Raw genomic sequence first — 12,694 nt, 5'->3', positions numbered from 1 at the left:
CCAGCGGAACCACCAGGCGGGCGCCGAACCGGGCGGCACGTCAAGCGCCACCCAACAGACACAGGGCCGACCCCGGGCTGCACCGAGCCGACCCCGGGTGGCACCGGGCCGGGCAACTCGCCAGCGGAACCACCAGGCGGGCGCCGAACCGGGCGGCACGTCAAGCGCCACCCAACAGACACAGGGCCGACCCCGGGCTGCACCGAGCCGACCCCCGGGTGGCACCGGGCCGGAGTAGCACCCACCCGGCCTACGTGGGCCTGGCCCCATGCCCCACGCCACCCACCCGGCCGACGCGGGCCCGGCCCCATGCCCCACGCCACCCACCCGGCCGATGCCGAGCGCGGCCCCATGGACCCGTGCCACTCACCCGACCGATCGCGGGCCCGGCCCCATGCCCCACGCCACCCACCGCCGGGGGCAAGCCGCGGGCCCGCCCCCGAGGTGGACACCCCGGGGGCGGGCCCATCCCCCGCAACCCCCGTGTGCGGTGGTTCTCGGGCGGCGGTCGCAGTGGTCCGCTACTCCGTCGCGATCGCGTTCAGGACGTTCATCCGGCCCGCCCGGAACGCCGGGATCAGTGCCGCGAACAGGCCCACGAACGCCGAGCTGATGAAGACGCCGATGATCGTCGGCCAGGGGATGTCCAGGACCATCAGGCCCTCCAGGGCGAGCAGCTGCTGTGCCGTGGCGCCCCAGCCCATGCCCAGTCCGAGGCCCAGCAGGGCGCCGAAGAGGGCGATGACGACCGACTCCATGCGGATCATGCGGCGCAGCTGGCGGCGGGAGAGGCCGATCGCCCGCATCAGGCCGATCTCCCTGGTGCGCTCCACCACCGACAGGGCCAGGGTGTTCACCACGCCCAGGATGGCGACGATGATCGCCAGGGCCAGCAGGCCGTAGATCATGTTCAGCAGCTGGCCGATCTGGTCCTTCAGGGCGTCCTTGTAGTCGGTCTGGTCGCGCACGGTGTACTGCGGGTAGTCGTGCAGCGCCGACTTCAGGGACTTGTAGGCGGCGTCCTGCTTCCCTTCCTTGGCGCTGGCGAAGACCAGCGAGTCCAGGGGCATCTTGTCGGCCGGGACGTACGTGGCCATCGTCGAGATCGACGTGTACATCGCGCCCGCGTCGATCACGACGTCGCTGCTGGTGATCGCCCGGACCGTGAGGTCGGCCGCGGAGCCGTCCTTGAAGGCGACCTTGATCTTGGAGCCGAGGCTGATGCCGTGGTCCTCGGCGAACTTCTCGTGGACCGACATGGAGTCGGGCTTGTAGGCGTCGGGGAGCTTGCCGGCGACCGTTTCGGTGCGCAGGTCGGTCGCGTACGACGGGTCGGCCGCCGTGATCGCCGTGTCCTTGAGCGTCTTACCGTCAGGGGTGGTGAAGTCGGCCTTGGTCCACTTGTACTCGGTGACCCGCGCCAGGTCGGGCGACGACTTCACGGCCTTGACCGCCTGCGGGGTGACCAGCTGGCCGCTGTCGGACTGGATGATGAAGTCCGTGCCGACGGTCTTGTCGAGCTGGTCGGTGGCGGACGCCACCATGGAGGAGCCGACCACGGACAGGCACGCCACCAGGGCGAGGCCGATCATCAGGGCGGCGCCGGTCGCGCCGGTGCGGCGCGGGTTGCGCAGGGCGTTGCGCTCGGCCATGCGGCCCACGGGTCCGAACATGCGGAGCAGGACGGCGCCGAGGACGCGGACCACGGCACCGGCGAGCAGCGGGCCGATGACGACGAAGCCGATCAGCGACAGCACCACGCCGAGGCCGAGCCACAGGGAGCCGTCCTTGGCCTTGTCGGCCTCCGACGCCAGGTAGAGGGCGAGGCCGCCGGTGCCGGTGAGGACCGTGCCGATGGCGGCGCGGATCCGGCCCGCCTTGGCGTCCGCGGGGGCTCCCGCGTCGCGCAGTGCGGCCATCGGGGAGATCTTGCCGGCGCGCCGGGCGGGCAGGTAGGCGGCCAGCACGGTGACGATCACGCCGAGGACGAGGCCGACCACCGGGGTCGTCCAGGCCACCGTGAGGTCGTCGGTGGACAGTTCCATGCCCATCTGGCCCATGAGCTTCATCAGGCCGATCGCGAGGCCGACGCCCGCGCCGACACCGAGCACCGAGCCGACGACACCGAGCAGCAGTGCCTCGGCCAGGACGGAGCGGTTGACCTGCTTGCGGGAGGAGCCGATGGCCCGCATCAGGCCGATCTCGCGGGTGCGCTGGGCGACCAGCATGGAGAAGGTGTTGATGATCAGGAAGATGCCGACGAGGAAGGCGATCCCGGCGAAGCCGAGCATCGCGTACTTCATGACGTTCATGAAGCCCGCGACGTCCTTCTGGTTGGCGTCGGCGGTCTCCTTGGCCGTCTTCACCTGGAAGTCGCCGCCGAGTTCGGCGGTGACGTTCTTCTTCAGCTGTGCGTCGCTGACGCCGGCGGCCGCGGTGACGTTGAGGTTGGTGTAGACGCCGCTCTCGCCGACCAGGGTCTTCTGGGCGGTCTTGGTGTCGAGGTAGAAGATCGCGGCGCCGGGGTTGGTGACGGTGAAGTCGGCGACGCCGGAGATCTTCGCGGTGTGGGTGCCGATGGCGCTGATCACGCCGATCTCGTCGCCGAGCTTCAGGTCGTGCTTGTCGGCGGTGTCGGCGTCGACCATGATCTGGTCGGCGCTCTCGGGTGCCGCACCGGAGGTGATCTTCATGGTGCGGGCGTCGTTGCGGTTCCAGCTGCCCACGATGGTCGGGGCGCCGCTGGAGGGCGACAGGCTGTCCTTGTCCGCGTCGACGACGGTCACCGAGGTGGAGAACACCGTGCCCTCGGCGGACTTCACGCCCTGCGCCTTGCGGACCTCGCCCAGCACGGAGGCCGGCATGACCGGCGGCTTGCCGTTGTCGGCGGTCGTCACGCCGGTGTCGGAGGCGCCCTTGGCGCTCACCGTCACGTCGGAGGAGGTGGCCGCGAAGAGCTTGTCGAAGGTGGTGGACATGGTGTCCGTGAAGACGAGCGTGCCGCAGACGAAGGCCACCGACAGCAGGACGGCGATCGCGGAGAGCGCCATGCGCCCCTTGTGCGCGAGGAAGTTGCGCATGGAGGTCTTCATGACGGTCATGACGTACGCCCCCGGGCGTCGAAGTCCTTCATGCGGTCGAGGACGGCCTCCGCGGTCGGCTTGAACATCTCGTCGACGATGCGGCCGTCGGCGAGGTACAGCACACGGTCCGCGTAACTGGCGGCGACCGGGTCGTGGGTGACCATGACGATGGTCTGGCCCAGTTCGTCGACGGACCGGCGCAGGAAGCCGAGGACCTCGGCGCCGGCGCGGGAGTCGAGGTTTCCGGTCGGCTCGTCGCCGAAGATGATCTCGGGCCGGGCCGCCAGCGCCCGCGCCACGGCGACACGCTGCTGCTGGCCGCCGGAGAGCTGGGTGGGCCGGTGCTTGAGGCGGTCGGCGAGCCCGACGGTCTCCACGACCCGTGTCAGCCACTGCTGGTCGGGCTTGCGGCCCGCGATGTCCATGGGCAGCGTGATGTTCTCTATGGCGTTCAGCGTCGGCAGCAGGTTGAACGCCTGGAAGATGAACCCGATCCGGTCCCGGCGCAGCCGCGTGAGCTTCTTGTCCTTCAGACCGGTGATCTCGGTCTCGTCGAGGTAGATCTGGCCGCTCGTCACGGTGTCGAGGCCGGCCAGGCAGTGCATCAGGGTGGACTTGCCGGACCCCGAGGGGCCCATGATCGCGGTGAACTGGCCGCGTGCGATGTCCACGTCGACGTGATCGAGGGCGACGACACGGGTCTCGCCGGATCCGTACGCCTTCACGACCTGCCGCGCCCGCGCGGCAACGGCCGTACGCCCTCCAGTGCCCCCGTGCCTGGGAATGGTTACAGCCGATGTCACGTATGTCTCCTATGTCGGTCAGCAGATGGTGAAGGCGGTCGCCTGGTCGACAGCCGCTGTGCGCCTCGCCGGACCGTGCGGTCCGTCCGGTGCGTTTCAGTCTCGCGGCGGGGAGGGGTCGTGCGCCCTGGTGTTCAGCGCAGTCTTTCCCTGTGGAAAACCCCACCCCCGCGGTGAGCGGCACCGCCCCCCGGCGGCGTAAAGCCAGGTTAAGGAAGGGTCCTCCCCGTCTCGTCCTCCGTCGGTACGAACCCTCCCCAGGTCGTAGTACGGAGGTACCCCTAGGGGCAGTCCACCGAAGGGTGGAGACCGTCTCAGGGTTCGCTCCACCCGTCGGCCCACTCAGCCTCCACCCTCCCGCGACGTCAGGGTCAAGTGGGAAGCTGTCCGCGACAGGTAGATGCAAGGGACAGACACAAGCGACGGGGCCCGGGGCACGGATGCGGGCGCGGCCCGGGCGAGGGGGAGGCACCGGGGTGGACAGCACCGGTTCCGCGGCACGCGAGGCCGCACGTCCCGCCACGACCGGCCGGCGCGGAGCCGTCGTGGCGGCGCTGATGCTCTCGATGGCGCTGGCCGCCCTCGACGCCACCATCGTCTCGACCGCCGTCCCGCAGATCGTCGGGGACCTCGGCGGTTTCTCCGTGTTCTCCTGGCTCTTCTCCGGCTACCTGCTGGCCGTGACCGTCACGTTGCCCGTGTACGGCAAGCTCTCCGACACCTTCGGCCGCAAACCGGTCCTCATAGCGGGCTCGGTGGTCTTCCTCCTCGGGTCCGCGCTGTGTGCGCTGGCCTGGAACATGGGGGCGCTCATCGCCTTCCGCGTCGTGCAGGGCCTGGGCGGCGGCGCGCTCCAGGGCACGGTGCAGACGCTCGCCGCCGACCTGTACCCCCTGAAGGACCGTCCCAGGATCCAGTCGAAGCTGTCCACGGTGTGGGCGGTGTCGGCGGTCGCCGGCCCCGGACTCGGCGGGGTGCTCGCCGCGTACGCGGACTGGCGCTGGATCTTCCTGATCAATCTGCCGATCGGCGCGGTCGCGCTGTGGCTGATCGTCCGTCACCTCCACGAGCCGCAGCGGGAAGCCACCACGCACGCGCGCGTGGACTGGGCGGGCGCGCTCGCGGTGTTCGCCTGCGGCGGCGTCCTGCTCACGGCCCTCGTGCAGGGCGGGGTGGCGTGGCCGTGGCTGTCGGCGCCCTCCCTGGGGCTGTTCGGCGCGGGACTCGCCCTGGTCGCGGTCGTGGTGCTGGTGGAGCAACGGGCCGCGGAGCCGATCATCCCCGGCTGGGTGTGGCGGCGCCGTACGATCGCCTCGGTGAACCTGGCCTTGGGCGCGCTGGGGCTGCTGATGGTCGCACCGTCGGTCTTCCTGCCCACCTACGCCCAGTCGGTGCTCGGCCTCGCGCCCGTGGCCGCCGGATTCGTGCTGTCCGTATGGACGTTGAGCTGGCCGGTGTCGGCGGCGCTGAGCCAGCACGTGTACCGCAGGATCGGCTTCCGCGACACGGCGATGCTGGGCATCGGCACGGCCGCGCTGCTCCTGTTCGCGTTCCCCTTCCTGCCGTACCCCGGGCAGGCGTGGCAGCCGACGCTGCTGATGCTGCTGCTCGGCGCCGCGCTGGGCCTGTTCCAACTGCCTCTCATCGTCGGTGTGCAGTCGACGGTGGGATGGGCGGAGCGGGGTACGACGACCGCGTCCGTGCTGTTCTGCCGCCAGACCGGCCAGACGATCGGCGCGGCGGTGTTCGGCGCGGTCGCCAACGGTGTGCTGGCCGCGCGGCTCGGCGGCGCGGGCGACCTGGACTCGGTGACGCGGGCGCTCGATGCGGGCACCGCGCCGGAAGCGACCAGGCGGGCGATCGCCGACGCCGTGCACGCGGTCTACCTGGGCGCGGCGTGTGCGGCGGCCCTGGCGTTCCTGGTGCTGCTGTTCCTCGCGCCCCGGAAATTCCCGGTGCTCAAGGACTGATCGTCCATATCCTCGCGCCCATGGTGACCTTGGAGCCCCTTGGGGCCGAACACGCGGACGCACTGCTGGCCTTCGAGCGGGAGAACCGGACGTACTTCGCGCGCACGGTGCCGGACCGCGGGGACGCCTTCTTCACCCCCGAGGGTTTCGCCGCACGTCTCAGGGCGCTCCTCGACGAACAGCACGCGCGCGTGTGCCGCTTCCACGTGGTCCTCGGGGAGGAGGGCGCCCTGATCGGCCGGGTGAACCTGATCGACCTGGCGGACGGCAGCGCCGAACTCGGCTACCGCGTCGGCGAACGCGCCGCCGGCCGGGGTGTGGCGACGGCGGCCGTCGCGCACGTGTGCCGGCTGGCTGCCACCGACTACGGCCTGACGACCCTCACCGCGGTCACGACCCTGGACAATCCCGCTTCCATGAGGGTCCTGGCCCACGGCGGCTTCACGCGGGTGGGGGACACGACGGTGGACGGCCGGCCGGGAGTGCGCTACGAGCGCCGGCTCGTGTGAAATCCGCGCCGCCGCGGGTAACACCGAGGCCGGCGAGGCAAGCGCATACCGGCCGATCGGTCGGCCCGAGCTCTCGCGCTCAGCCCCTGCTCCGAAGTCGCGTGCGTGGCTCCCGCCCCCCACCTCCCTGCGGTTCGCCACACCGGACCCCACCCTCGCAGGGAGCACCGCGATGTCCTGCGACCCGCCCCCGTCGCACCCATGCCGACCACCCGGTCCGTCACCGTCCCACGACCCGTACACGTACGGCACCCGTCCTGGGCACCGCGGGAAGAGGCCAGGCCGGCCGGCGGCATGAGCCGACGGGGACAAGGCTCGGCCTGGCCCTCGCCGCGGGGCGCGGGCCAGGCCACCCGCGGCGCCGCGGGGCGCGGCTCCCGTGCGGGAGCGCTCGCGCGTCGACGGCCGGAACGACAGCCGGGGGCCCACCTCAGGGCGGCGCGACCGGCCGAGGACGCCGCCGCGCGTGAATGCGCCCGGCGTGCGCGACCGCGCGGCCGGTGGGAGACGTCCTCGGTCTCGTCACGCACCGCGCGCCCGGGCCGCCGGTCACCCGAGGCCGTGGTCGCCGAGACGCTCGCGCCGGCCCGGGCCCAGGGCTTCTCCGAGACGCTGCGCTCCGGCCGGGACCAGCCGCCGGTGTCACTCCGCCGCCACCCGCCCCGCCCAGTCCGTCAGGCCGGCGCGGACACGGTCGATGTGGGCCCGGGCCTCGTCTCGCCGTTCGGCGTGTTCACGCAGGAGCCGGGCCGTCGCCGCCTCCACCGCCTCGGCGTGCCCGCGAGCCCGGGCGACCAGCTCCGCCGCATGGGCGTGGGCCTCTTCCTCCAGGTCGCGGGCCAAGTCCTCCGCGTCGGCGAAGGCCTGCTCGGCGTCGGACAGCGCTTCCTCGGCGCGCGTGCGCGCCTTCGCGTGGCTCGCGTCCAGGATCGCCGCCCGGCCGGCCTCTTCCCGTTCGGTCTGCGCCCACCGCTCGGCGTGTTCCTGGTCCTGTTCGGCCGGCATCCCGGAGGTCCGCTGCCTCATCTCCCGCAACGCGGCCACGGCCTCGCCCCGCTGCTCCTGCGCCTCGCGCCGGGCCACGTCCCGGATCTCGTCGGCCTCGGCGCGGGCCGCCAGCAGCAGCTGCCGGGCACGTTCGTCGGCGTCGGCGCGCACGGCGTCGGCGTGCCCCCGCGCGGCCTCGCGCAGGCCGGTCGCGGACGCCCGTGCCCCGTCCACGCGACTCCGCGCCTCCCGCCGCGCCACTTCCCTTACGGCCGCGGCCTCCTGCTCGCCGAGTTCGAAGAGCCGCAGGGCCCGCTCCCCGAGTGTCTCGTAGGTCTGCGGGGCCAGCCGCGCCACGGCCTCGCGCAGCAGCGCCAGTTCCTCGTCCATCCGCCGGGCGAGCACCGTCAGCCGGGCTGCTCTCACCCAGGCCGCGTCCCGGTTCGCGGAGAGGGCCTCGGCGTACGCGTCGACCTGCTCGGGACGGTAGCCGCGCCCCCGCACGGCCGTGAAGCCGTGCGGTGACACCGTCGCGCTGCTCATCCGGACCCCTCTCCACCACACCGACGTGAAGCCGCGCCAGAAATGGGATGATTCAGCGCACATCTTGGTCGATCAGACGGAAGTGCTCATAACCCGACACTCCGCTCAGAGGTCACGGACCCACGGCCGGGCCGTACCGCCGTCAGCCCCAGGTGGTGCCCGCGGGCTCCTGGATGGTCGTGTTGATGCGGTTGAACATGTTGGTGACCGAGACGGTGAGGATCAGCGCGGAGAGTTCCTTCTCGTCGAAATGGTCGGCCACCTCGTCCCACAGCGCGTCCGGCACCGACTCCCCGGAGAGGTCGGAAAGCCGCGTCATCGCCTCCGTCAGCTTCAGCGCGGCGCGCTCGGCGTCCGAGAAGAAGGGCGCGTGCCGCCAGGCGGCGACGGCCGCGATGCGCTCCTCGCTCACCCCGGCCTTACGGAGGTTGGCGACGTGCCCGTGCACACAGGCCCCGCAGCCGTTGATCTGGCTGGCGCGCAGCCCGACGATCTCCGCGACGTCCTGCGCCAGGCCGCTCTCCCCGATCGCCTGGAAGAGGGTGCCGATGCCCTTCATCGCGCCGGAAAGGACGTACGCCGGGTTCGTCATCCGTGCCTGCATGTTCTCTGCCTCCTGTGTCGGCGGTGCGTCACTGTCACCGCGCTGACGAAGTGACGGCAGGAGGTGTGACAGCCCGGCACGGACTTCTTCTCCGGCCCGGGCACGAAGAAGCCGGGCCCGGTCGTACGAGCGACCGAACCCGGCTCCTTACGGCATCTCAACGGCGAGGCGTCACAGCAGTCCGTCCCACATCTGCTCCAGCAGCACCGACCACCAGCTCTCCGGCGACCCCAGCGCCGCCGGGTCGAGCGCGGCCAACTGGGCCTGGAAGTCGACGGTCCAGCGGCCCGCCTGCTCCTGGTTCAGCCCGAACCGCAGCCGCCACATCCGCCCGAGCAGCGCCAGGCAGCGCGCGAATTCCGGCAGCCCGGTGTTCACGAACTGCGGCGGCACGGGAGCCCCGCCCGGCCCGGCCTCCACCGGCACCGCGACGATGTTCGCCGTGCCGTACTGCACGCAGATCGCCTTGCCGAAGTCGCTGCCCATCACCAGATAGGAACCCGCGTCCGAAGCGGGCCGCACACCGCGCTCGGCCGCCAGCTCCGCCAGCGTCGGAACGGGCCGGCCCGGCTGTGCCTGCGCCCAGAAGAACGGGCCCATGTCCAACGGCAGTCCGGCCACCACCAGCGTATGCGCCACGACCGGTGGCACACCCTGCCGCGACACCGCCGCCTGCTCGAACCGGAACACCCCCGGCCCGAACGCGGCACCCAGCTCCTGCCCGATGGCCTCCGGCGGGATCGGCGGCGCCGCCTGCACCGGCGGCAGCGGGGCGCGCACCGGAGCCGGACGCGCCGGGCCGTCCGCCACCTGATGCAACTCGCCCTGGTGAACCAGCAGTTGCCGCATACCCTGCTGGCGGCTCGCATGGTCCGTCCCGTACGGCGCGATGCTCGTGATGCGTGCCTGCGGCCACTGCTCCCGGATCATTCGCGCGCAGTACGCACCGGGCAGCTCACACGACTCCAGCTCGGTGTGCAGCTCCAGCACCTGGTCCGGGGGCACGTTCATGGCCCGCAGTTCGTGGAAGATCTGCCACTCCGGGTGCGGCGTTCCCGGCGCCGAACGCCGGATCAGCTGCTGCTCGGAGCCGTCCTGCGCGCGGTAGCGCAGCACGGCCTGGTAGCCGGGGCCGACGGTCGGCTGCCCGGTGGGCTGCTGCGGATAGCCGTACGCGGGCGGCTGCCCGGGGACGGGCTGACCGGATGACGGCATCGCACCCGGCGGCATCCCACCCGGCGGCATCGCGCCGGGCGGCATCGCACCCGGCGCCACGCCGTGCGGCACGGGCGTCCCCGGCATGCCCGGGACGCCCGGCGCGGCGGGAGGCGCGCCGGGGGCCTGCGGAGGCGGAGGCACACCGGGGCCGCCCGCCGGGGGCGCGGCCAGCATGGTCTCCGCGTGATGCACCTGGTCCGGCCCACCGGCCGCGCCGGGGACACCGGGCGGGTGCGGCGCGCCCGGAGGCTGAGCACCGGGCGGGCCAGGCGGCCGCGGGGCGCCGGGCGCTCCCGGAGGCACCGGCGGCTGCGGCGCGCCCGGGCCCATCCGGCCGGGGTCGGCGAACATCGTGGCGGCATGGTGGACACCGCCCGGGGGCGTGCCACCAGGGGCACCCGAAGGCTGCGGCGCACCGGGCGGGCCAGGCGGCCGCGGGGCGCCGGGCGCTCCCGGAGGCACCGGCGGCTGCGAGGGCTGAGGCACACCCGGACCCTGCGAAGGCCCGGCCCCCGCAGGACCCCCGGCACCACCAGGACCGCCGGGCCCCTCGGAACCCGGCCCTCCCGGGCCGCCCTGCCCTTCGGGACCAAGCGCCGACACGAGCTGCGTGGGTACGTAACCACCCGCCGGAGTCCCCGGAGCCCCGGGCCCCGACGGCGGCGGCGTGCTGCCCGGGCGCGCACCCGGAGCACCCGGAGCACCCGGCGGGGGCGGCGTCGTCGGACCCGCGTTCCGCCCACGGCCCGGCGGCGGAGCCGCCTTGCTGGTCGCCGCGTCGGCGATGTCCCCGGCGTGGGACGCGAGCGGCCGCGCCGGCGCACCCGGCGCACCGGGCGACTGCGGCACACCACCCCCAGGACCGGCGGCCCCGCCGCCCGCCCCCTGCGGATACCCGTACGTCGTCCCACCCGGTCCGGGCGGAGGAGTAGGCGACTGCGAACTCCGCGGGCTCTGCGGATAGCCGTACGGCTGTCCGCCCGGCACCGGCGGAGGCGTGCCGCCCTGCGGCGCCCCACCGGGCGGCGTCCCCGGCACGCCGGGCGCGGTGGCCGGGCCCGAAGGGTAGCCGTAGCCCGGGCCGCCCACAGGGCCCGAACCCGGGGCGTGCGGACCGGCACCAGGGGTGTGCGGACCGTCCACCGCCGGCGTCACCGCCGTCCGCGGAAGCTGGCTGCCGCCGGACATCAAGGCCGTCTTGGCATCGGCGGTGGCCGACGGCGGTGTGTCGTCGGCCCCGCTCAGCGGCGGCGCGAAGACCGTCGCGGGCAACGGCACGGACCGGTCGTCACCGGCATCGCCATTGGTGTCCGTACCGGCCCAGGGCGTCGCCCCGGCGGGCACACCCGGCGCGGCCGAATCATCCGGCCCGGCGACCGAGCCGTCGTCCGCCCCCGGGTCACTCCCCCCGGCGGCCGGCCACGCCGCACCACTTTCCGGCGCGACGGGCGCTCCCCGCGCGGGAGTCGCCGCACCCCCGGCCGAGGCACCGGAACCGGAAGCCGGCCCGTCATCGGCAGCACCCGAACCCGCTTCCCCGGCAGCGGCCGACACGGCACCAGCCCCCGCACCACGCCGATCCGGAATCCCCAGCTTGTCCGCCGCATCCTGCAACCACTCCGGCGGAGTCAGCAGGAACGACGTCTGATTCAGATCCACCCGCGCGGCAGGCGCCGCGGGAGCCGGCTCGTCCACCGCGTCCGGACGGCCGTACTCCTCCTCGTACCGGCGGATCACCTCACCCACCGGCAGACCGGGCCACAGCGTCGCCTCACCGCTGTCCCGCGCGATCACCAGCCGCTGCGCACCGCCGTCCGACCGCGGCCCGTCCGCCCGGTCCTCGGCCCACACCACGAACCCCAGGTCGAACTCCCGCACCCGCACCTCACGATGCTGGTACGACGGCAGATCCCCGTTGATCCACTCTTCCGCGCGCTCCTGCGCCTGCGCGAAGGTCACCATCGCTGACGTCACTCCCCCACGGCCGAGGACGACACCGCGCCCACCGGCACCACACGCGCGAACCCGCCGTCCACCATCAGATTCGCCACCGTCTCCAACTCCGGCGGATTGCCCGCCAGCCGGGACAGGAAGACGTCGAAGTCGTCCCCGCACGGCAGCAACAGCCGCTCCACCCGCTCCGCCGGCGGCACCGAGGGATCCACGTCCCGCGCGTCGTCGTACGCGCAGAACCACACCGAACCGATCCGCTCACCCTTCACCTTCACGGCGAGCAACCCGCCCTGGACGAAGGAGATCCCCAGATAGTCCTTGGTCAGATGGTCACGCAGACACTTGTTGACGTACACCAGGTCATTGACCGCCGCCTCGTCGCGCACCGTGAAGAACGGCTGGTCGACCAGCAGCCCCAGCTCCGCGTCCAGCGCGGCACCCACCGGCGCGCAGCCGCCCGCCGCCTTCAGGAACGACCGGTACGCACCCGGCAGCCGGTAGCCGAGATCCTCCTCGACCCCCTGCACCTGCGACTCGGTCACCGCGACACCCGACTTCGGCAGCCCGAAGTGCGCCGGACGCGTCTCCTGAAGCGGCCGCGTGCCCCGCTTGGAATGGTCGACGCCCGACGTGGCCACGCCCCCGTGATGCCGCAGCAGCGCCTTCACCTCGGCCGGAACCAGCTCCAGCCGCCGCGTCCCCACCACGTGGTGCCACGTCCAGCCGTGCGGCGTCGCCACCGCCGGCACCGTGTCCCACAGCTCGTGCCCGGACGCCGACAGCGCCGTGTTCGCCGACACGTAATCCGTCAGCCGCAACTCGTCGACGCCGAAACCCTCCGGCGGCTCCGCGATCTCCGCGGCCGCGCGCGCGTAAGCCGAGAAGTCGGGGTAACCATGCTCGTCGACCCGTACCCCTCTCGGGTGACGGGCCGCCCGGACCGGATCCGGGAAATGCACGACCTGCCCGGCGTAGGCCGCGTTCGGCGGCGCGGCTCGCTGCCCGAGCCGACCTGTCGTCATGG

General features: G+C 73.1%; 8 protein-coding genes and 1 pseudogene. 3 read left to right on the top strand and 6 right to left on the bottom strand.

The genetic code is table 11. The features are described from left to right. Nucleotides 1-521: 521 nt before the first annotated feature. Both ACIQHQ_RS13540 and ACIQHQ_RS13535 read right to left on the bottom strand, forming a co-directional pair. Nucleotides 522-3,101, bottom strand: a complete 2,580-nt coding sequence (locus ACIQHQ_RS13540; RefSeq protein ID WP_402612086.1) for an ABC transporter permease — start codon at nt 3,099-3,101, stop codon at nt 522-524. Beyond that, entirely contained in the window at nt 3,098-3,886 is a 789-nt protein-coding gene (locus tag ACIQHQ_RS13535) for an ABC transporter ATP-binding protein (RefSeq protein WP_361303535.1), read from the bottom strand. The genes ACIQHQ_RS13540 and ACIQHQ_RS13535 overlap by 4 nt, the downstream gene beginning before the upstream one ends. Before the next feature lie 476 nt (nt 3,887-4,362). On the opposite strand from ACIQHQ_RS13535, the gene ACIQHQ_RS13530 reads away from it, so the two are divergent. The 3 genes and pseudogenes from ACIQHQ_RS13530 to ACIQHQ_RS13520 all read left to right on the top strand — a co-directional run. Continuing rightward, nucleotides 4,363-5,856 (top strand): MFS transporter, encoded by a 1,494-nt coding sequence (locus tag ACIQHQ_RS13530; RefSeq protein WP_402612085.1) that lies wholly within the window; start codon nt 4,363-4,365, stop codon nt 5,854-5,856. A gap of 20 nt (nt 5,857-5,876) precedes the next feature. Continuing rightward, complete coding sequence (locus ACIQHQ_RS13525) at nt 5,877-6,365, top strand: GNAT family N-acetyltransferase (RefSeq protein ID WP_402612084.1); 489 nt, start codon at nt 5,877-5,879, stop codon at nt 6,363-6,365. 525 nt (nt 6,366-6,890) lie between these two features. Next, nucleotides 6,891-6,992: pseudogene (locus ACIQHQ_RS13520) on the top strand (alpha/beta hydrolase); the annotation flags it as partial. Nucleotides 6,993-7,007: 15 nt separating this feature from the next. Here ACIQHQ_RS13520 and ACIQHQ_RS13515 read toward each other — a convergent pair. The 4 genes from ACIQHQ_RS13515 to ACIQHQ_RS13500 all read right to left on the bottom strand — a co-directional run bounded on the left by ACIQHQ_RS13515 (nt 7,008) and on the right by ACIQHQ_RS13500 (nt 12,692). Then, nucleotides 7,008-7,895 carry a cellulose-binding protein gene (locus ACIQHQ_RS13515; protein ID WP_402612082.1) on the bottom strand — a complete coding sequence of 296 codons (888 nt, stop codon included), beginning with the start codon at nt 7,893-7,895 and terminating at the stop codon, nt 7,008-7,010. Between the two features lie 142 nt (nt 7,896-8,037). After that, nucleotides 8,038-8,499: a carboxymuconolactone decarboxylase family protein gene (locus ACIQHQ_RS13510; protein ID WP_402612081.1), complete on the bottom strand. Its 462-nt coding sequence runs from the start codon at nt 8,497-8,499 to the stop codon at nt 8,038-8,040. Nucleotides 8,500-8,670: 171 nt separating this feature from the next. Further along, a complete protein-coding gene (locus tag ACIQHQ_RS13505) occupies nt 8,671-11,679 on the bottom strand; it encodes an SUKH-4 family immunity protein (RefSeq protein ID WP_402612080.1) in 3,009 nt (1,002 codons plus the stop codon). A gap of 8 nt (nt 11,680-11,687) precedes the next feature. Beyond that, nucleotides 11,688-12,692, bottom strand: coding sequence for an SMI1/KNR4 family protein (locus tag ACIQHQ_RS13500; RefSeq protein ID WP_402612079.1), 1,005 nt, complete (start codon nt 12,690-12,692; stop codon nt 11,688-11,690). Nucleotides 12,693-12,694 lie beyond the last annotated feature (2 nt).

The sequence above is a fragment of the Streptomyces sp. NPDC092370 genome (genome assembly GCF_044755265.1).
Classification (GTDB): domain Bacteria; phylum Actinomycetota; class Actinomycetes; order Streptomycetales; family Streptomycetaceae; genus Streptomyces.
The sequence above is the reverse complement of the archived record's forward strand: the minus strand, read 5'-3'. Positions and strand labels throughout refer to the sequence as shown.